Here is a 20,200-nt window from a genome sequence, read left to right as displayed (position 1 = left end):
TTTTATTGATGAATGCGGGTCTATTCATTAAACTGTATCAGTGTGCAATTACTTTATTCTTTTGGGGAAATTTAAAAGTTTGCCTAATTTATTTTAGTCAGTCTCTTCTTTATATTACTATCATATTACCCTTGGGGTGCGGTTCTGTCTGTTAAGTTCCGGATTTTTAAAAAGTTCGGAACTATTATCAAACTCAAAACGGCTTAATCTGTATAATGTCAATTATTAAATCAAAAAAAACAAATCTAATCTTCAGGTTCATCAGGTTCAATATGGATATGGAATTCGCACCGTTCAACGAATTTTTTAATTTCATGCTCAACCTCATGTGAAATCTGATGAGCCGCTTCAATAGTGATACCCGGTGTTACGTGTATATTCATTTCAACCAGTGTTTCCGCACCCATGGTACGTACTTTAAGGTCGTGGTATCGTGTAATCTGTTTTGCTGATTCTAGAATGGCTTCAATTTTCGAAACGGTGTCCAATGGGCTTTTATCTAGGAGTGCGTCAATTGCTTTCTTTCCAAGTTTATATGAAACGTAAATCACAATTAGGGCAACAAATAAAGCTGCGATTGGATCGGCAAAGAAGAAATTAAAGCTAGCAAAGATTAACCCAATAAGTACTACAGCAGAACTCCAAATATCGGTTGAGAAATGTAAAGCATCGGCTTCAAGAGCCTGGCTGTTATGCTTTTTTGCCACTCGCGATAAAGCCCTTGAGCGTGAAATATCAATTACAATAGATGTTATTACAACAACGAAACTCCATATACTTACATCTATTTCGGTTTTACCGGTAACCAAGCGATGTACGGCTTCATAAATAATCCAGAAACAGGTTATTAATAGTAGTAGTGTTTCAATCAACGCTGAAAGATTCTCAACCTTACCATGTCCATAGTTGTGCGTTTTATCGGCTGGTTTATACGCAATACGAACAGCTAGCAGTGTTATTATTGCGGCTACAAGATCTAATCCAGAATGTAGCGCCTCCGATAAAATTCCCAAGCTATTGGTTGAAATGCCTACAATTAGTTTAAACGAGGTAAGGGCAATTGCAGCAAGAACAGAAAAAAATGCAACCCTGCTTTTTTCTTCCTTCAAGTCGATTATTTTTAACATTGCTTGAACTAGTTAGTACGTTAATTATTTGGCAGATAATTAAAAAACTGGCACGATAACATACCAGTTCAAATTCTGCATTAAAGGTAGTAATTTACAAGAAAAGAAAAAAGGAATATTCCTATCCGCTTATCTCTTAGAGTTTAATTTTCCCACTATGCTTTAAAATCTTGGCCTCAAGATAAAAAACAATTTCTTCCGCAATATTAATGCAATGATCCCCAATCCTTTCTACCTTACGGATGATACTATGCATGTTTAGAGCTTCATCAATCTCGTCGGGATGATTTCGGATATATTCTCCAATGATTTTATTGGAATGTTTGTGAACATCATCCAAAAATTCATCGTGAGAAAAAATACTTACTGCCATTCTTGAATTTTCGTTCTCCAATGCTTTTTTTGCATCCGTAAGCATTTCGATGGCATTCTTTATAAGATCATCGAACTGACAAACCTTTAAGAGCTCAGGGTTAATACTCTCTTTCGGGCATTTTTTAACAAACTTAGCGATACCACGAGCAAAGTCGCCAATTCGTTCCAGATCGGAATTTATTTTTAGAATAGCCAATGTTAGCCGAAGGTCAGTAGCAACAGGGTTATAGAGGGCAATGATATTTTCGCAATCGCGATCGAGTTTTAACTCAAAGGTATCAACCATTTTCTCCCTGAAAGCAATTTCAGAAGCGGCACCTTTATCAAAGTTTAAAAGAGCTTCACGGGAAGTTTCTACCTGCGATATCACCAACGACCACATTTCAAACAGTTGCTGTTTAAGTTTTATAAGTTCAGTATCTAGATGAGTCATAGTTTAAATTTTCTAATTTTTAAAAAAGCAAATGTATAAGAATTCCATCTTTATCAATACGCTATCATTTTATTTTAACGTGTTTTATTCAGAAAACAATTCACCTGTTTGTTAATAATTACATAACAATGAATTAATCGGTACAATTCTTTTTAAATAGAATTTTGTAGACCAAAAATGAGAAGCAGCAAATATTTTTTATATGCGTTTCATTTCGAATGTTTTATGGTGTTTGGAAATATGTATTAAAGCACTAATATTTTTATATGAGCAAAAAACAGGTGTTGCTAACAACTGCTGAAATGGGCTATGGACATTTAAGAGCTCTTTACCCATTTTTTGAAATGCAGGGATATAGGCTAGTTATTCTTGGTCAAACGGATTGTTCTAAATCCGCTGAAAAGAAGTTTTGGAAATTTACTCTTAAAACTTATGAAGTGGTATCGAGGATTAAGTGTTTCCCATTACTTGGTTGGTTGGCGTTTGGGTTAATGAACAATCTTTTAAGTATTCCCCCACGGAATAAGGAAATGAAGAAACACCGAAAATCTTTTTCTTTTTGGCTGCTGGAAAGGATTATAGGAATGGGACTATGTAAGGGTTTGATAAATGAGATTGTAGATAACCACTCCCTTGTATTTACTTCGTTTTATGCCCCAGTTATTGCGTTATCTAAAATAAGGGATGTTCAGGTTTACTGCCAAATATGCGATTCCGATTTAAGTCGAGTTTGGGTGGCTGATGCTCCCTATAATAGTAGCACGCACTATTTTGTTCCGTGTAACAGAGCTACCGAAAGGTTGTTAAGTTACGGGGTAGGGCTAGAGAAGATTCACCTAACAGGTTTTCCCTTTCCTGATGAGCTTGTTGGTGGAATAAATCAGGAAAAGGCAAAACGAAATTTCCAAAAGAGAATGATCCTCCTAGAAAATCCAAAAATAATTAGCTCCGAATTTCCATTGAAAATTGCTTACATTGTTGGTGGTGCAGGCGCATACTCGGATATAGGATTAAAATTAGCGATTAGTTTAAAAGAGGGGATAATTAGTGGCACAATTATTCTTTACCTTGTTGCTGGGATTAAAGGAAATGTAGCATCTAAATATAGACGATTTAAAGAAAAAAAATTTCCAAACTCAATTAATATTCAAATAGTTGAATCATCAAATTTATCGGAATACTTCCACCAATTTGCAGAGCTAACTTCTAACATTCATATCCTTTGGACAAAGCCAAGTGAACTTGTTTTCTACTCTGCTCTTGGAATTCCTATAATCATGACCGATCCTTTGGGCCCGCAGGAAGAGGCAAACCATGAATGGGTCTTGGAAACGAATGTAGGAATAGACCAACCCTTCAAAACATATGTAAATCTTTGGGTAATTGATAAGTTAAGAAAAGGTGAATTTGCCAAGATGGCTCGCTTTGGATGGGAAAAAGGTATTAGAACAGCCCTTTACAAGATCCCTGAAATAGTAGAGCAAACATCAAATGGGAAGATTTAAAGGTTAAGGATTGTTAGTTGGCAAATGCTACCAACATATATTCCATTTTGAGAGTTTAATGGAATAATATAACAATACCATAGCTATTAATTGATATTGGGTTAATACTGTGAATCTACTTTTGCCGATAATATTAAAACAGGATGAAGCAAAAGTTAATGTTTCTTTATTTAAAAACAGGAGGAGGACACTTATCTCCTGCCAAATCGGTCGCCCAGTGGATAGAAAAGAACTACGGAGATACAAATGAGGTAGATTTGGTTGACGGTTTTACTGGTGTACAACCGCTTGTGAAGTTAATTGTTGAGGATGGGTATAGGAAATCACAGGAGAAAGCAAGGTGGGTCTTTGAGGGACTGTATGCTATTCACAAAATCAAACCAATTGCCCACTTATCAGGAATTTTAGTATCTAAATTTGTTCGCCCGATACTTGAGAAAAAGATACTCTGTGATAAACCCGATAAAATTGTAATATTCCACTTTTTTTTAATAAAACCTGTTAACGAAATTATTAAGAAGCATCAGCTGAAAACTCCTGTTCTAATAGTAGTTACAGATCCTTTTACAGCCCACCCAATTTGGTTTCTAGACAAGCAGCAAAATTTCATAATTTTTAGTCAACTACTTAAAAATCAGTTAATAAAAGTAAATAATATTTCACCCAAAAAAATTCATACATTCCCATTCATCCTTAATGAAAAATTCTCATCGAGATTAGCTAATGAGATGAAAGAAAGCATTCGAATAAAATATGACATCCCCAAAGAATCAAAGGTTATAATGATTATGGGGGGTGCTGATGGTATACCCCGTGGCGGGAAAATTCTTAAAAAACTACTCAATTCTGATATTAAAGTTCATATATTGATAGTATGCGGTAGGAATAGCAATCTTTTTGAGAGTGCCCATGAACTTAAAAGAACTTACAATGCCGAGCATCTAAGTGTTTTTGGTTTTATCGATTATGTTTACGAATTACTTAATGTTTCAGATTTAGTGATTACAAAATGTGGAGCATCAACCTTTATGGAGGTGCTGATGTGTGGTAAGATCCCAATAATTAATAGTTATCTTTGGGAGCAAGAAAAGGGGAATGTTGATTTTATCTGCGAAAATCAGCTTGGTTTGTATGAGAAAAATGTTAGTAGAATACCGTTTGTAATCAAGAGCATAATGCAAAGCAGCACAGAGTTTGATTTTTACAGAAGTAACATAGACCGTATGGGATTGATAAACGGAACATCACAGGTATCGGAATTTATTTTGCAATTCTCATAGTACAATGAATCTTTTAGTTTTATCGGATTTACATATCGACAACGGGGATAATTTCGGTTCTTTTGGATGGAAAACAAAAAAATTTATAAAGACTTTTAAGAAGATTATTGATTATTACCAGATAGATCAAGTTGTATTAAATGGAGATGTTTTCGATCTTTACAAGTATAGCTTTAAGGAGGTATATGACAAAAACTTCGAACTAATTGATTTTTTGAATAGCAAGGGATGTATCTACATCAGAGGAAATCATGATTTACTTAACCCTTTTGCAAAGAATTTTCATTTAATAACTAATTCGCAAGGGAAGAAAATTTTCATTGAACACGGGCATAATGCCGATTTTTTAAATGGTACAACCCTTGGAAGAGGTATCAGTCGGGTTGGTTTTTATCTTCTTAAACTAGCAATTAGGTTTAAATGGGTTGAAAAACTATATTTCAAAGCGGTTGAATATAATGATGAGGTTGATAGGGTTCCCAGAAAATATAACTCTTATAAATATCTTAAGTACGCCCTTCGGTTACTGAGGAGTTATGATGTTGTTATTCTGAGCCATACACACAAACTTGAGTCCCACAAAACATATTACCTAAATAATAAAAAGATATATCTGAATACCGGGACATGTTCTTTAGGGAGATTTCAAGCTGTAATTATTGATACCGAAACCTTAATGAATGAGACTATTAAAATATGTAAGAAGGGAATGGTTGATGTTTCGGAGTTACCAGATAGACCAGCTATTGAATTACCAATTACTGAGTAATTTTTAGTTTTCTACTTTGAAGCCAAGTACAGTTATATCATCAATTTGATCTTTGTCTCCTTTCCAGTCGATTAGAGCTTGTTCAAGCTCCTTCTTTTGTAAGTCGACATCTTGCTGATGAATTTTCATGAGAAGCTCCCTAAATCGTTTAAATTTATACTTTTCAAGATTTACGCCGCCAGACTGGTCTACATATCCATCGGTAAAAAGAAAAATGGTGTCATTTGGTTCGAGCCGAAAGGTGTGCTTTGTTATTTTACGTATGATATTATTTTTATCGCCAATTGAAATCCTATCCCCTTTGAAAACAATCAATTCATTATTCCTGAATAAATATAAGGGGTTATGTGCACCTGCATATTCGCAGTTAAGTGTTTGATTATTTATTAGCAAGTATGAAATATCCATACCATCGGAAATTTTGGTATCATTTTGTTTTTTATGAAAGTTGCTATAAATCATATTGTTTAATGTTGCCAGAATGTAAATTGGGTTGATATGTTGATTTATTTTGATGATTTGATTGAGATAGCTATAGCATAGCAAACTCATAAAAGCACCAGGAACACCGTGTCCCGTGCAATCGGCAAGTATAACAACTGAAAAGTCGCCACTTCTGGTTTTTATTCGTTCTACAAAACAAAAATCGCCACTAACAATATCCCTTGGTTTTTGGAATAGGAATGAATTGGGGATTAAATTCCTTAATTGCTGTTCATCCGCTAATAGGGCATGTTGAATGCGACTTGCATATCGAATACTACTTAAAACATTATCTTTCTGTTTCTCAACCTCTTTCTTTTGTGCGCTGATTAGCAGGTTTTGGCAATTTAGCGCATCACGCTGAGTCTCAATTTCCTCTTTTTGATTCTCAACCTTGTTCTTCTCAATAAGTAGTTCAGCGGTTCTTTCATCAACTTTTTCCTTAAAATAGTTTAGATAATCAAAGATTTCGTCCCTGAGAATTATAAAGTTATGCCCCAACTGACCAATTTCTCCTTTTGGATTTGAAGTATGAATCTTTTCAATTAATGTGAATTTACTGGCTACAAATGCGTTTATTTGAGAGGATAGGTATACGATTGGCTTTGAAATGCGTTTTGATACAATAAAAGATATTGATATAGAGATAGTTAATAAAAATAGTCCGACAAGGATATAGGTCAATATAAGCTGTTTTGTTAATTTATGCTCATAAACATCAGCACTATCAACAAGTAGCGAAAAATTTACACCAATTTCCTGAGCCAACTGGTCAAGTTCTTCTCTTAATCCTTCTTTATGCTTTAAGCCAAGTTTTTCATCAAGGTAAGTTAGCTGATTAAATGTTGTCTTATAGCTATTTAATAAGGGGATAATATAAGATGAGTTACTAGTGTTTTTTGCCTTAATCTGCTTGGTTATTTGGATGATTAACAAATTCAAACTATCAACATAAATCTTTTCACCTCGGATAAAATATTCTTTTTCAAAAAAATCAATCTTATATAAAATCTCTTTGGGCACTAATCCGGAATTTTCAATTTTTTTCATCGTGCCCAGAAGTTGTCCTTCAAGTCCTGATGTTTTATAGCCACGCTTTTTTATAAGATTTACAACCGTATCTAGTTTTGAATTGTATTTTAATATATCATTTGTAACAGCATATAGTATTGAGTCCATATTAAATGTTTCAACACTTTGCATTTGACTTATTTGACCTATTTTTTGCTTAATTGCAGAGCTTATGGTGTGATGTTCGAATAGTATTTCGCTTGTACCAGTTTTATAGAATAAGGGATTTATCAAATCGTAGGTGAAGAAATCTTTTTGTACATTAATATCCTGAAGAATCATTATCTGAGTATCCTGCAATTCATGGCATATCCGACTAAGATCATTCTTTTTATTAATGAAATAAGAGTTAACTAAAATGAATAGCGCAGCCAAAATTGTGACACCTAAAAACCATAATAGTATTTGTAATCTTAAATTGTGGAACATTTAGAGGATAATATTCGTTATCAGAATAAATGTTGATGCTAAATTGTACGTTATTTTGAAATTCATCTAATCCTTAACGTATCGAACACTGAAACCATATGAAACCGTAAAATAGGTACGTATGATGTAGTCGTTTTGATCCGTAATGTAGCGATACCATGCATGTGCTTTGTCATATTTTGTTGATGTCCAGAAACAACCGTATGTTCCAATCAAGCCGAATGAACCCATTGGTATTCGGCTTCCCCCTAGGATTGCATTAAAGCCAGATTTCCCATCCATTTTTAATACCTTACCGGCAACATCTTCTCCCCCCAAGAAATTTATTAGCTCTGTCCACTCCTGATCCGATGGTAAGTGCCAGCCTTTGGGGCAATTTTTGAGTGCAGCTTCATAGGTATATAACCGACCATACTTTTTGCAATTCTCAGGATTGTTATCATAGCACCAACTACCAGGAACTTCTGCGTCAAAATTTTCAGCCATCCATATTTTATTTTCAACCTTAATCGTCTTATAATTCTGAACCGTTGTGGCTATTGTTATATTAAAAACAAGGAAAGAGGTGAAAAGTATAATGCTAATTTTCATAGTTATAGAATTAACTTAGGTTGTTTGCTCTTGCTGTTTATAAATTTTAATTTCGCCTAATTATTAAAAAATTCACAATCAGCGGCTTGACCGTTATGGTCATTGAAAAATTTCCAAAACAAAGCTATTGATTTAGTGTTAACTTAAACGGAAGGCGGTGTTAAGAAAAGGTTAAGTATGTATTTTGAAGTATTGGAAATTGTCGAAATCTGGAGATGTTAATCGAATTTATATCCCACTCCTTTGATTGTTTTAATACGGTTTGATCCGAGTTTTTCCCTCAGATTGTGGATGTGTACATCAATAAAGCGAGATCCCTGATTAATACTATTTTCCCAGAGTTGATCTAAAATTTCTTGGCGAGTAAAAACTTTTGATGGTTTAGCTGATAGCAACTTTAATAATAGGAATTCTTTTTTTGGTAATGTAATTTCATCCTGATCAACAATAACAAGATATTTTTCAAAATCAATGGTGATATTTCCAAATTTCTTTAACGTATCTTTCTCATCACTAAATATTATTGGGCGTTTAAAGTTTTTTAGTAATGCACCTATTCTGGCTAATAAGACTTTAGGCTTTATGGGTTTACAAATATAATCATCGGCACCAGCATCAAAACCCGCTATTTTTGATTTGTCGTCCAACAGGCCTGAGATAAGTACAATTTTTGTATGACTAATTTCGGGGATATTTCTTAGTGCAATACATACTTCAATGCCATCCGTTTTTGGCATTTTAATATCGAGGAGGATTAGGTGGGGATTGTTTCTTTTGGCAAGTTCAATTGCTTCATCGCCGGAATTTGCCTTAATGACAATATAACCTTCCTTACTAAGGATATAATCTAAGAATTCAATAAAATTTAAATCATCATCAACAATCAATATTATTATGCTATTTTCCATGCAATAGGTTTCTTTTAATTTACAACGGGATTGCCTGAATTCATCTATATTATAACGGGCATTATAGATTTGATGAATTCTTGTAAAGAAACAATTGATGTGTTGCTTAGATGTTAAATTAAAATTAAATCTATCTTACTATAATTTCTTTTTCCCACTATGCTTTAAAACCTTTGCTTCAAGGAAAAAAATTATCTCCTCCGCTATATTGCTACAATGGTCACCAATCCTTTCAACCTTACGGATAATGCTATGTAGGTGAAGGGCTTCATCAATCTCATCGGGATGTTTCTTGATATAATCAGCAATTATTTTATTGGAACTTTTATGTACATCATCTAAAAAATCATCTTGAGAAAAGATGCTTAACGCCATTCTTGAGTTTTCGTTTTCAAAAGCAGTCTTTGCATCGGTAAGCATGTCAACAGCGTTTTTTATGAGATCATCAATCTGGCAAACCTTTAATAATTCGGGATTAATGCTCTTCTTGGGACTTTTCTTTATAAACCTAGCAATGCCACGGGCAAAATCACCGATTCTTTCTAAATCAGCATTAATCTTAAGAACAGCTAAGGTTAACCTAAGATCAGGAGCTACTGGATTATAAAGAGCAATAATATTCTCGCAATCACGGTCGATTTTTAGCTCATAGGTATCGACCATTTTCTCCTTGAAAGCGACTTCGGAAGCAGCACCTTTATCAAAGTTTAAAAGAGCTTCGCGGGAAGTTTCAACCTGTGATATTACCAACAACCACATTTCAAATAGTTGCTGTTTTAGTTTGATAAGCTCTGTATCTAAGTGTGTCATAGTTTGTAACTATTAGAATAAATTGTAAGTAGAAAATTTTTTAATTTCAAGTTAAAATATGATGAAGGTTTTCAAGTGCTCTAAAGTTTGGAGTGCCTAAAGTGCCTAGAGTTATATTTGGTTGTTTTTTACTTTAGGCACTCTAAACTCGAAGTACTCTAGGCACTTCTTTAACCAAATCGTCCAGTTATGTAGTTCTCTGTATGCTTTAGTTTTGGTTTAGTGAAAATCTCTACAGTTTGCCCGTATTCAATAAGCTCCCCTAGATAAAAGAAAGCAGTATAATCGCTTACCCTTGAGGCTTGTTGCATGTTATGGGTAACAATTACAATTGTGTACTCTTTTTTCAATTCATGAATCAGCTCCTCTATTTTAGCTGTTGAGAGCGGATCTAATGCCGAGGCAGGTTCATCCATGAGTATTACTGATGGCGAAATAGCTAAAGCACGGGCAATACAAAGTCTTTGTTGTTGACCCCCAGATAATTCAAACGCTGATTTATTGAGTTTATCCGACACCTCGCCCCAAAGGGCGGCTTGCTTAATTGAGTGTACAACGGTATCCTCAATAAACGATTTGTTCTTTTCGCCATTCACTCTGAGCCCGTAAGCAACATTTTCGAATATGCTTTTGGGGAAGGGGTTGGGCTTTTGGAAAACCATTCCAACCTTAATACGAAGTTCATCAACATTGATATTTTTATTGTAGATATTCTCATCATCAACTAGAATTTGACCTGTAATTCTAACATTATCAATTAAATCGTTCATACGGTTGAAAAGCCTTAGGTATGTAGATTTTCCACAACCCGAAGGGCCAATTAGGGCAGTAACAGTATTTAGCTCCATTTTCATGGAGATGTTTTTTAGTGCATGAAAATCGCCATAATATAAATTGGCATCTAAAGTTTCTATTTTTGCCATTATTAGTTCATTTTAACTTTTTTGCTGAAATATCTACGAAGCGCATTTGCCATAAGATTTAGAAAAAGAACAATCATTATAAGTACAAGTGCTGTTCCGTATGCCATGGGTCTTGATTCCTCAATGTTAGTACCACTTGTAGCTAAAACGTATAGGTGGTAGGGGAGAGCCATTACCTGATCGAACATACTATGAGGCAGTTTAGGTAAAAAGTAAGCGGCTACGGTAAAAAGGATAGGAGCTGTTTCGCCCGAAACTCTTCCTATTGAGAGTATTAAACCTGTAATGATATTAGGGTATGCAATTGGCAGCGTTACCCTTCGGATGGTTTGTAGTTTCGATGCACCTAATGCATAACTTCCATGACGGAAAGAATTATCCACTGATTTTAACGCCTCCTCAGTAGTTCTGATTACAACAGGAAGGGTCATCAGTCCTAGGGTTAATGACCCTGCTATGATTGAATCGCCAAACCCAAGCGCGTTTACAAAAAGCGACATCCCGAAAAGCCCGAATACAATGGAGGGAATTCCTGCAAGGTTATTAGTCATCAATCGTATAAACTTTACAACCCATCCATTACTTGCATATTCGTTGATATAGATTCCCGATAGTACTCCAATTGGGAAACTGAAAAGCATACTCCCTGCAATTAGGTAAAGTGTTCCAATGATAGCAGGGTAGATACCACCTTTGGTCATTCCGTCCTCGGGCATTTTGGTTATAAAGTCCCAGCTGATTACCGAAATACCTTTAATTACAATAAATCCAAGAATTACAAAAAGAAATCCAACTACCAAAAGGCTCATCACACGGAAAACCCCAAAAGCAATACGCTCACTGAGTCGTTTACTTCTTTCAATTTTTCTTCTCTTTTCAGAAATCATATCGATTACCTTTTAGCGAGTTTATTTCGTGATGAGATGTACTCAACCGTAAGGTTGATAATTAGCGTTAAGATGAAAAGTATGCATCCAAGTATGAATAGTGCCTGGTAATGAGGGCCTCCCTGTGATGATTCGCCCAGCTCAGCAGCAATTGTAGCAGGGATAGTTCTTACTGGTTGGAGGAATGAATGCGGTATAACTGCTGCATTTCCTGTAACCATTAGTACCGCCATTGTTTCGCCAACCGCTCTTCCTATTCCAAGTATTGCGGCTGCAGTTATTCCAGATATCGAGTAGGGTAATACAATTCTATAGATTGTTTGCCAACGACTGGCTCCAAGCGCAAGGCTAGCCTCTTTCATAGAGCGAGGAGTTGTTCGGATTGAATCTTCTGCAATGGTTATTATTGTTGGTAGAGCCATTATGGCTAGAATAATACTTCCCGCTAATGCTGTTTCGCCAACCGGTAGATTAAAGAGGCTCTGAATAAGCGGAACAATTACTACAAGACCAAAGAAACCATATATTACAGATGGAATACCAGCCAGTAGTTCGATAATGGGCTTAAAAATATTTCGAACTCTGGGTTTAGCAACCTCTGCCATGTATATTGCAACTGCTAGCCCTAAAGGAAGCGACAGTAGAATGGCGCCTAAACTTACCCAAAGTGTGCCCAACAGTAATGGTAGCACTCCAAATTGTGCCGATGGTTCTGCCGTAGGATACCACTCTTTTCCTCCAAAAAACTCTCCGACTTTAATATTTCGGGGTAGTATAACCTTTCCCTTAAAGTTTTCCTTGGTGTAGCTTTGAGGAATAAACGCAATGATATTGGGAATGCTATCGGTTAATCTGCTGATACATGTTGGAAGATTTTCAAGATTTGATCCTATCTGTGTCTCAGTATAGTATAAATTAATATCCTCTAAACGAAATAGGATGATAGTATCTTTTTTACCTGAAATCGATTCCCAGTTGGTAATCTCCTGATCAAAAATTAGCTTAACTGTTTTGGAATCAATTATACTAACAGGATTGTTTTTATTAACTGCTAGTACAAATCCTTCGGCAATTGGGCTTCGGTTAAAAAGACCAAGTCCCTCTTTGAATAGGAAAATTACTATAAGCAGAACAGCAAGGCTTGTAATGCTTCCGCTTAGAGCGAGAATTCCCTCGATAATTTTCTCGAATAGTTTTTTATAGAATGGTCTTGTCATTTTTACTCTATTTTTAAACGGAAATATCCGTAACCCATTTGGGACTACGGAATCTCTCAACCTAAACCTTGATACAATTATAAAGGCACGTAACCAACCTGTTCAACTATTTTTTGACCTTCTGGGGATAGTACAAAATCAAAGTATGCTTTTACCTTACTTTCAACCTTTACATTATAATAGTAGTATAGGCGACGAATGATAGGATAGGTTTTGTTTTTTGCTGTTTCCATTGAAGCGCCAACAAATGTTTTTCCATCATAGGAAACTTTAATATCTTTAACATCTTTAGAAACATAAGCTAAACCAACATATCCAATAGCCCCTTTAGTTTGGCTAACGCTTTGAATAATTGCACCAGTTGCTGGCATACTCAGCACATTGTTTGCAAAATTCTTGTTCTTCATTACGCTTGTTTTGAAGAATTCGTATGTACCAGAGCTTGATTCCCGTGAGTAAACGATAATCTGCATATCATCACCACCAACCTCTTTCCAGTTTGTTATTTTACCTGTAAAAATCCCTTCAATTTGAACACGAGTTAGTTGGCTAACTGGGTTACTTGGGTTTACAACAACGGCCAGTGCATCCCAAGCGGCAACAACTTCTTTATAGGTTATGCCTGCTTCTTGAAGTTTAATCTTCTCGTCCATTTTGATTTGACGTGATGATTGAGCGATATCAGTTGTACCATCGATAAGTGCAGCAATACCCACTCCGCTGCCACCACCTGTTACTGTAACTTTTGCAGAAGGATTAGCTTTCATAAAAACCTCTGCCTCTTTCTGTGATAGGGGAAGCATAGTATCACTACCTTTAATTCTCTGCGCTTGGCCATTGATTGCAAAGGCTAACGCGATGATTGAAATAATTATTCTTTTCATAATATTTAGTTTCTAATTAAAATTTGTATTGCATTCTGATTGTCCAAACATTATCAGATAAATCGTTTTTGTAGTTTTTTAAATTATTACTTGTTTCGTTTTTAAGCATATCATAGTAACAAGTGAATTTTACATTAGTTGAAACAGCGTAGAGCAAACCTAATCCAACGGTTGTATATTTTAAATCGGTAGCGTTGGTGGCTTTTGCATTTATTGCACTTTCTGTTGTTGAGGTTTTTCCTATATCGTTGCCTGATATTTTGATATTTGGATCGTAAAAATCAAATTTTACAGCAATGGTAAGCGGGGTATGATAAATAGATTGAACGAAGTAAAAATACCCACCATTAAAATTTCTGACATAGGTATCGTATCCTGTTGCGGTAAAGTCTGTTGAACCAGAATTGGGGCTTGTTGATGAACCACTTTGACCCGGTTGAACACCCATAACATATTCACCACGAAGCGTTGTTATACCAATTGGAGATTCTATGGAAACTTGGGCATCAAATCCCTTATACTCTCTTTTTGCAAAAGCACCCTTTGCTATTTGTGTATCATCTCGGTAGAAGCCTTTCACCCCATCAGATTCCCACATCTTATAAGAATTTACGCTGGCTTGGTAAACTCCGCCGTTGTAGTATGAGAAACCTAGACCGTAGCGAATTTTTTCATTTGGAGTAATTTTTAAAATGCTGATACGACCAATAAAATCTTTCTTATTATCAAACTCCTGGCCAATACCGTTTCCTGCAAAGTAACCAGCATCAATTTTTAGAAAATTCCAAGGGGAAGTTTTAGGCATCTGGAAGGTTAGCATTGCACCAAGATCACGTTCTTGTGGAAATAGAGTTTGAGTAAATCTTGAACGTTCTGGGCTTTCGCGCTGTGATGATGAGAATGGAATTTCGTAACCAAACGGACGGTTAAAAACACCACCTTGTATTGTGAAGGCTTGCATCCAAGGATCGGTGAAATTTGCATATATATCCTTTGTAGCAAACCCTTTTTCAGTTACATCGAACTGAACTACATAGTTGCTAAGCCTTCCAGCGTATGCAAACTTAATACGACCTCTGCGAACCCCAAAACGGTTATTCTGATTGGCTCCGAAGTTACCCCCAGCCATAGATTTAACACCCATTGAGTCTGCCTTTTGGGCTTGAAACTGAAAATATCCAGAAATTTTCAGTTTGCTTAGGGTAGTTACGGTGGTATTCATCTTTTGAACGTAGTTTGCAAGAGTATCAATAGGATTGTTAGATTCTTGCGCAAAAGTGTTAGCAGTAAATGCTAGTAATAAAAGTGTAAATAGAGTTAAATGTTTTTTCATCCGTTATTCGTTTTAGTCTTTTTTTCTGATACAAAGGAATAGCAAGAATATTGCCTCATGATTATGAGAACATTAACTCTATGTTAAGAATTAGGGAGGAATGTTAACTTAACGTTAAGCAGAGAAAATAATTAAGACCGAAAAACGGAGAGTACAAGAATTGAGAATTTCTTTTTCATTAAAACTGTCGATAATATTTGTTTAAAATAAAAAAATGTATAATTTTATATAGATAAAGCTTAAGCGGATAATTTTTTACAACTTATTTTTCTTCTATTCTTGACCTACCCACAAGGAATATTATAGAAAACCACAATTACAAAAATTGCTCATTTGTAATTTGGACAAATAAGAAGGAGTTTAAAAGAGCAATAAACCATAATAATAATTAAATAAAAAAGGAAGAAAGTTTATGTTTAAATTAAGAATGATTTTTAGTTTGCTTTTTATTGGCAGCATAATGGTAGGCTGTGATAAAGCAGATATTACTGAAAAAAGTAAAATTGATGAAAATGTTTCACCAAGAAAGAAAGTCTCAGCATATTACAGTGTTTCAACATGGGGAGAGCTAAAGGCACGATTAGCAGAGATAGCCCAAAATAATAGTGGTGGCGTTATTAATATAACCGCCAATATTTATAGTGATGCTGATTATGGTATCAATATCCCATCGAACACAACGATTTCAGGTGGTGGAACATCATATGGATCAGGCGGAAAGACAATAACGGCGGCATACCTTCCTCGAACACGTACCTTGTTTTTGACTGATGGGGAGCATGTGACCATTGAAGGATTAAAAATCAAAGGTCCATGGCCTTCTGCTTCGCCCATGAGGTGTTATAGCGGTGCCAGTGGAATCTATTTTGGACCGAGTGCGAATTATGGCAAAGTTCAAAACTGTGACATTTCAGGATTTCCTGGTGCAGCCACTTCCTTTAGGAGTCCTGGTCAAAATGAAGTTTATGCGAATAATTTTCATGATAATATTGCGAATAATTTATTTGATGATGAAAATGCAGAATTGGGTTATGCTAAAGATGAAGTAATGGGTTATGGGGTAATGGTTAGCGATGCGGGGGTTGCTTATATCCATCATAATTATTTTGACAACAATCGGCATGCAATTGCAGGTGGAGGAGATGCTCTGAATCAACCTAGTTACGATGCCTCTTATAACGAGGTTAGGAATTCGAAAGGAGCTCGAATAGATCATCATTTTGATATACATGGTAATCCATACAATTGTTATGCAGGTAATAATATTTGGATATACAACAATGATTTTTATGGCACTAATGTTTATACTGCTGCCGTAGTTTTTCGTGGTAGACCTCAAGGAATTGGGGAGATATATAATAACACCTATTTTCAAGTAAGTAAGTTCTATAAAACGAATGAAAATAAATCTTGTCCGATACCAGATAATATTTTTAGGTATGACTGATGCATGAAAGTAATTGTAATTCACCGTTAGTTCGTTGTTATCGTTGGTAAACCATAATGATTGTAAAGGTTACCCAGAATACTTGGTTACCAGAACTCAATGGGTTTCCTTAAGATTAATGGTTACTTTGAACTAGGATAAAACACTCAATGTAATAAACGATAGTTTCTATTCTGCCCGATATTGTCGGGCAGAGTTTTTTTTAAAAATTCGAGAGCAGGTAGATTTTTTTTGGATGTGATAAGAAATCGTTATAGATATCTCTATTCAGCATACTGTATTTATTCTTTATTAAGAATAGCAAGAACAGCGTTTACCTTCTCAATACTGCTTTCTTGTATTTTGTAATCTGTATCGGGATTTCCGAGTGTCATTCCCAATTTTCGGAAGGTCATTTTACTTTCTAAGGATGAAACACCGCTCATGTGAAATTCTGTTGCACCTGTTTCGAGAAGGTATGCAATATTTTCTGCATTCACTCCGCTTCCGGGCATAATAATGATTTTGCCGTTGCTCTGTTTCACCAGTTCTCTTATTAGATGCTCTCCCTGAATGGCTGTTGGTTGTTGCCCAGATGTTAAAACCCTGTCGGCACCAATTGAAATAATATCATTAAGAGATTTAAATGGATCATTGGTAAAGTCAAATGCTCTATGGAATGTAAAGGACATTGGTTTTGCCAATTCAACTAATACTTTTGTACGTTCAATGTCAACATCTCCATTAGTAAGCAGAATTCCACAAACAATCCCATCAGCACCAAGATCTTTGGCTGCTTTGATATCCTCTTTTATTATATTGAATTCTAAATCTGAATAGAGGAAATCTCCTGTTCGAGGACGAATAAGAACATTAAGTTTGATATTTAATAATTTTCTTGCTTGGGATAAGAAACCAAATGATGGTGTTGTCCCTCCTTGAGCAAGGTTTTCGCAAAGTTCTACCCGATGCGCTCCAGTTTCCTGAGCGTTTATGGCACTTTGAATTGAGTTGGCGCATATTTCAAGGATAAACATTCTATTATCGTATTAAATAATTTAAATACATGAATTTACTTATTACTCAAATTCTTCAAGATAGTTTCCCCCATTCCAATGCTATATCCTTCTGAATAAAAGATTATCTCTCCATTAGCATTAATAACCGATACCTGTGGATATTGTGTCCCAGTGTTTTTTCCACACATCAAATCAATGGCATCTGTCACATCGCCAGTTGGATCGTATCCAAAAGTAGAAATCTTTGGAATGTTTTTATAGATTGAAGAGTTGAAGTCTTTAGATAGTTTATCCTTTGCAACGATAAAGAGAATTTGTCCGCCCCATTGTTCAAAGCCTGATTTTACTAATTGTATATCCTCCATTAGGTGTTTGGTGGGTTCTTTATCAGGATCTATAACGGCAACAACTAAACCCTTTTTCCCAAGGTAACTCTTTAGTATAAACTCCGATTTTCCATCTAAAGAATTAAATCCTGCATCGAGATCTGCTTTACCAAGCACCCCTGTTTGAGTTTCAATGGGAAGCACAATAATTGGAATCTCTACCTTTTTGTCCTTCTCAACAGTGAAGTATTCAATTCTGCACTTAACAGAACCGTTGTTAAGTCGATTCCCGGTCATTAAACGGTAATAGCCAGTTTCGAGATTAAGTTTACACGGGAATGTTTTAAGATTTGGATCTGTTTCATAATCAAGGGTTGTAAATTGACCCTTATCAAGCCGCGCTATAGTAAAATGAGTGTAGTATTGAGGGATAAAGTTTTTATCGCTCGACTGGTTCGTTAGGATAACCTCTCCTTTCGGCAATTCAACAGTTACTTGTTTTTCGAAAAGAACATCAACCCACTTATTGTTTTGCAAATACTGTGGTTTACGGGTTGCTGATTCAATACGAGCTGGGATACCAAAACTACGACACGAAGCAACAAAAAAGATATCGCGGGAATATCTATCCGCAACCTTCATTTCGAATACACTTTCGGGGTTTAGTGGAACGTTATAGTAATTGCTTAAGGTGTCTGTTTTTATAGTTTGAGAGATCCATTTAACTAGAGTCGTAGGATCTTTTCTAAACTCTTCAATATCTTTTTTACTAAATGATTTTTGTAGAAAACTTCTCCATGGTGTAATAAACTCCTGTCCAATTCTAGGTGATATTATGTCCCTTTCAATATTCTCTTTACTTATAGTATTATCAATCACAGGAAAAGTAGATAAACTCTTCAAGTGGTCGTTAAGTGTTGAGGCTAGCGCATCATGAGTATCTTTTTCGGAGATATTTCTAAGAATTGTAAAACCATCAGTAGTATCTTTTAAATCAAGACTATTAATAAAGGTGTAAATTTCCCTCCAGTTACCACGGCTATTTTTTAGTGATGTAGCAATTTGGTTATAATGAAACTCTTTCTGTTTTGCTAGATTAATGATTGATGCGGAATCAATAAATGTTGATATGTATTTATTTCGGATCAAATCCTCATTTTGTAAACACTGATTATTAATTGCTGCCTTATTTGCATCGGTCACAGGAATGGACTGCGTTACAGGGGGTACAAGGTCGTATTGCTCTACAAATGATTTATAATTTGGAGGTGTTAATACTACAATTATAGTATCAGTAGAATTACCCGAAACTTTTTGGTAGCCATAGAAACCATTATGCGATGCCCAAATGATTAAATCGCCATAACCCGAAATTGCTGAACAGATGCCTTTTCTGTCGGAGTATTTAGTTGCAATTGGATAGAATTCAGCATAATTATAGAGCATAAATTCAACCTTTGCAAATGCCGCAGATTTACCATCAGTTTTCAGCACTTTTACTGGAATCGTCCTAGTTTGCGTGTAGTTGGCAAGCAGATTTATGCGAGTATACTTGTCCTCAACTTGCAGTTTTTCCTCGAATCCCTGATATTGCCCAAACACCACAGTATGGGTCATCATCGCTCGTTTAACTGGTGCTGCAAACCAACCCATATTAGGTTCTGGCTCAGGTTCACAAGCTCCAAGGAAATACCATTTCCCATCAACCCAAATCTCAACCCATGCATGATTATCATCGGTATGAGCCCAACGGGGAGTATAAACCTGACGAGCAGGAAGGCACACAGAACGCAATGCAGCAACGGTAAAGGTTGATTCTTCGCCACAACGACCAAGAGCATTCCGAACAGTTGTAAGAGGGCCAGATGTACGATCATCAGAGGCTTTATAAGTTACCTTCTCATGACACCAATGGTTAACCTCCAATGCGGCTTCATACATAGACAATCCTTTTATTCTATCTTTTATCTCCTTATAAAAAACCTGACGAGAGGTATCGGTATACTCGTTATTGATTCGATACGGTAGTACGAAATGCCTAAAGATTTCTTCAGGAATTGATTTTCCCCAGGAGAAGAATTCTCGAGCCTGAAGAGCGGTGTTGACCTGCGAAAGAACATAATTACCATTATGCATAGCAAGATCACTTAAGGGCATAAAAGCATAAAGGAATTCGAGAGCCTCTTTTTGTTCAAGGGAAATAGGATTGTTAAATACTCCAAAGAGAATATTCGCTCTTCCTTTTGCTAGCTCTTTACTTTTAAGAAATTGATTGTGAACAATATTTCGATATGAATGGTCAGAAATTAAATGCTTTTCCTGTGCAGATGTTATTAAATTTATTAGCAATAATATTGCTAACCAGATGGTTGTTCTTAGTTTTCTCATCAAGGCATTGATTTAA

The 20,200-nt window shown here is 35.6% G+C and carries 17 protein-coding genes; 4 read left to right on the top strand and 13 right to left on the bottom strand.

From position 1 onward, the window contains the following. Positions 1 to 245: 245 nt before the first annotated feature. Together HOO91_13490 and phoU (HOO91_13485) are read right to left on the bottom strand one after the other, a co-directional pair. Complete coding sequence (locus tag HOO91_13490; protein ID NOU18563.1) at positions 246 to 1,127, bottom strand: cation transporter; 882 nt, start codon at positions 1,125 to 1,127, stop codon at positions 246 to 248. A gap of 136 nt (positions 1,128 to 1,263) precedes the next feature. After that, positions 1,264 to 1,935 (bottom strand): phosphate signaling complex protein PhoU, encoded by a 672-nt coding sequence (gene phoU, locus HOO91_13485; GenBank protein ID NOU18562.1) that lies wholly within the window; start codon positions 1,933 to 1,935, stop codon positions 1,264 to 1,266. 266 nt (positions 1,936 to 2,201) lie between these two features. Between phoU (HOO91_13485) and HOO91_13480 the strand changes: the two genes are divergently transcribed. The 3 genes from HOO91_13480 to HOO91_13470 all read left to right on the top strand — a co-directional run bounded on the left by HOO91_13480 (position 2,202) and on the right by HOO91_13470 (position 5,489). Beyond that, positions 2,202 to 3,440, top strand: a complete 1,239-nt coding sequence (locus HOO91_13480) for a hypothetical protein (GenBank protein ID NOU18561.1) — start codon at positions 2,202 to 2,204, stop codon at positions 3,438 to 3,440. A 143-nt stretch (positions 3,441 to 3,583) separates the two neighbouring features. Beyond that, positions 3,584 to 4,720, top strand: coding sequence for a hypothetical protein (locus HOO91_13475; protein ID NOU18560.1), 1,137 nt, complete (start codon positions 3,584 to 3,586; stop codon positions 4,718 to 4,720). A 4-nt stretch (positions 4,721 to 4,724) separates the two neighbouring features. Continuing rightward, positions 4,725 to 5,489, top strand: a complete 765-nt coding sequence (locus tag HOO91_13470) for a hypothetical protein (protein NOU18559.1) — start codon at positions 4,725 to 4,727, stop codon at positions 5,487 to 5,489. Positions 5,490 to 5,492: 3 nt separating this feature from the next. On the opposite strand, the gene HOO91_13465 is transcribed toward HOO91_13470, so the two are convergent. The 9 genes from HOO91_13465 to HOO91_13425 form a co-directional block, all read right to left on the bottom strand. Then, the gene (locus HOO91_13465; protein ID NOU18558.1) at positions 5,493 to 7,472 is read right to left on the bottom strand and encodes a serine/threonine-protein phosphatase; all 1,980 of its coding nucleotides are present in this window, start codon (positions 7,470 to 7,472) and stop codon (positions 5,493 to 5,495) included. Between the two features lie 66 nt (positions 7,473 to 7,538). Next, positions 7,539 to 8,063 (bottom strand): hypothetical protein, encoded by a 525-nt coding sequence (locus HOO91_13460; protein ID NOU18557.1) that lies wholly within the window; start codon positions 8,061 to 8,063, stop codon positions 7,539 to 7,541. Between the two features lie 218 nt (positions 8,064 to 8,281). Continuing rightward, positions 8,282 to 8,971 (bottom strand): response regulator transcription factor, encoded by a 690-nt coding sequence (locus HOO91_13455; protein ID NOU18556.1) that lies wholly within the window; start codon positions 8,969 to 8,971, stop codon positions 8,282 to 8,284. Positions 8,972 to 9,109: 138 nt separating this feature from the next. Continuing rightward, on the bottom strand, positions 9,110 to 9,781 hold the full coding sequence (phoU, locus tag HOO91_13450) for a phosphate signaling complex protein PhoU (protein ID NOU18555.1): 672 nt from the start codon (positions 9,779 to 9,781) through the stop codon (positions 9,110 to 9,112). A gap of 170 nt (positions 9,782 to 9,951) precedes the next feature. Then, on the bottom strand, positions 9,952 to 10,704 hold the full coding sequence (pstB, locus tag HOO91_13445) for a phosphate ABC transporter ATP-binding protein (protein NOU18554.1): 753 nt from the start codon (positions 10,702 to 10,704) through the stop codon (positions 9,952 to 9,954). A gap of 2 nt (positions 10,705 to 10,706) precedes the next feature. Next, a complete protein-coding gene (gene pstA, locus HOO91_13440; protein NOU18553.1) occupies positions 10,707 to 11,591 on the bottom strand; it encodes a phosphate ABC transporter permease PstA in 885 nt (294 codons plus the stop codon). Between the two features lie 5 nt (positions 11,592 to 11,596). After that, positions 11,597 to 12,808: a phosphate ABC transporter permease subunit PstC gene (pstC, locus tag HOO91_13435; GenBank protein ID NOU18552.1), complete on the bottom strand. Its 1,212-nt coding sequence runs from the start codon at positions 12,806 to 12,808 to the stop codon at positions 11,597 to 11,599. 77 nt (positions 12,809 to 12,885) lie between these two features. Then, on the bottom strand, positions 12,886 to 13,692 hold the full coding sequence (locus HOO91_13430; GenBank protein NOU18551.1) for a phosphate ABC transporter substrate-binding protein: 807 nt from the start codon (positions 13,690 to 13,692) through the stop codon (positions 12,886 to 12,888). A 16-nt stretch (positions 13,693 to 13,708) separates the two neighbouring features. Then, entirely contained in the window at positions 13,709 to 15,025 is a 1,317-nt protein-coding gene (locus HOO91_13425; protein NOU18550.1) for a hypothetical protein, read from the bottom strand. A gap of 412 nt (positions 15,026 to 15,437) precedes the next feature. Here HOO91_13425 and HOO91_13420 point away from each other — a divergent pair, with 412 nt between their 5' ends. Continuing rightward, entirely contained in the window at positions 15,438 to 16,472 is a 1,035-nt protein-coding gene (locus HOO91_13420) for a hypothetical protein (GenBank protein ID NOU18549.1), read from the top strand. Between the two features lie 281 nt (positions 16,473 to 16,753). Here the strand turns inward: HOO91_13420 and HOO91_13415 are convergent, their stop codons facing one another. Both HOO91_13415 and HOO91_13410 read right to left on the bottom strand, forming a co-directional pair. Next, on the bottom strand, positions 16,754 to 17,488 hold the full coding sequence (locus HOO91_13415; GenBank protein ID NOU18548.1) for a copper homeostasis protein CutC: 735 nt from the start codon (positions 17,486 to 17,488) through the stop codon (positions 16,754 to 16,756). A 35-nt stretch (positions 17,489 to 17,523) separates the two neighbouring features. Further along, positions 17,524 to 20,184, bottom strand: a complete 2,661-nt coding sequence (locus HOO91_13410) for a transglutaminase domain-containing protein (GenBank protein NOU18547.1) — start codon at positions 20,182 to 20,184, stop codon at positions 17,524 to 17,526. Positions 20,185 to 20,200 lie beyond the last annotated feature (16 nt).

Source organism: Bacteroidales bacterium (assembly GCA_013141385.1).
GTDB lineage: Bacteria > Bacteroidota > Bacteroidia > Bacteroidales > Tenuifilaceae > UBA8529.
The sequence above is the reverse complement of the archived record's forward strand: the minus strand, read 5'-3'. Positions and strand labels throughout refer to the sequence as shown.

Excerpts from the sequence above, each read along its gene's own strand:
- HOO91_13490 (NOU18563.1), bottom strand. The coding sequence starts at position 1,127 with ATGTTAAAAATAATCGACTTGAAGGAAGAAAAAAGCAGGGTTGCATTT.
- phoU (NOU18562.1), bottom strand. The coding sequence starts at position 1,935 with ATGACTCATCTAGATACTGAACTTATAAAACTTAAACAGCAACTGTTT.
- HOO91_13480 (NOU18561.1), top strand. The coding sequence starts at position 2,202 with ATGAGCAAAAAACAGGTGTTGCTAACAACTGCTGAAATGGGCTATGGA.
- HOO91_13475 (NOU18560.1), top strand. The coding sequence starts at position 3,584 with ATGAAGCAAAAGTTAATGTTTCTTTATTTAAAAACAGGAGGAGGACAC.
- HOO91_13470 (NOU18559.1), top strand. The coding sequence starts at position 4,725 with ATGAATCTTTTAGTTTTATCGGATTTACATATCGACAACGGGGATAAT.
- HOO91_13465 (NOU18558.1), bottom strand. The coding sequence starts at position 7,472 with ATGTTCCACAATTTAAGATTACAAATACTATTATGGTTTTTAGGTGTC.
- HOO91_13460 (NOU18557.1), bottom strand. The coding sequence starts at position 8,063 with ATGAAAATTAGCATTATACTTTTCACCTCTTTCCTTGTTTTTAATATA.
- HOO91_13455 (NOU18556.1), bottom strand. The coding sequence starts at position 8,971 with ATGGAAAATAGCATAATAATATTGATTGTTGATGATGATTTAAATTTT.
- phoU (NOU18555.1), bottom strand. The coding sequence starts at position 9,781 with ATGACACACTTAGATACAGAGCTTATCAAACTAAAACAGCAACTATTT.
- pstB (NOU18554.1), bottom strand. The coding sequence starts at position 10,704 with ATGGCAAAAATAGAAACTTTAGATGCCAATTTATATTATGGCGATTTT.
- pstA (NOU18553.1), bottom strand. The coding sequence starts at position 11,591 with ATGATTTCTGAAAAGAGAAGAAAAATTGAAAGAAGTAAACGACTCAGT.
- pstC (NOU18552.1), bottom strand. The coding sequence starts at position 12,808 with ATGACAAGACCATTCTATAAAAAACTATTCGAGAAAATTATCGAGGGA.
- HOO91_13430 (NOU18551.1), bottom strand. The coding sequence starts at position 13,692 with ATGAAAAGAATAATTATTTCAATCATCGCGTTAGCCTTTGCAATCAAT.
- HOO91_13425 (NOU18550.1), bottom strand. The coding sequence starts at position 15,025 with ATGAAAAAACATTTAACTCTATTTACACTTTTATTACTAGCATTTACT.
- HOO91_13420 (NOU18549.1), top strand. The coding sequence starts at position 15,438 with ATGTTTAAATTAAGAATGATTTTTAGTTTGCTTTTTATTGGCAGCATA.
- HOO91_13415 (NOU18548.1), bottom strand. The coding sequence starts at position 17,488 with ATGTTTATCCTTGAAATATGCGCCAACTCAATTCAAAGTGCCATAAAC.
- HOO91_13410 (NOU18547.1), bottom strand. The coding sequence starts at position 20,184 with ATGAGAAAACTAAGAACAACCATCTGGTTAGCAATATTATTGCTAATA.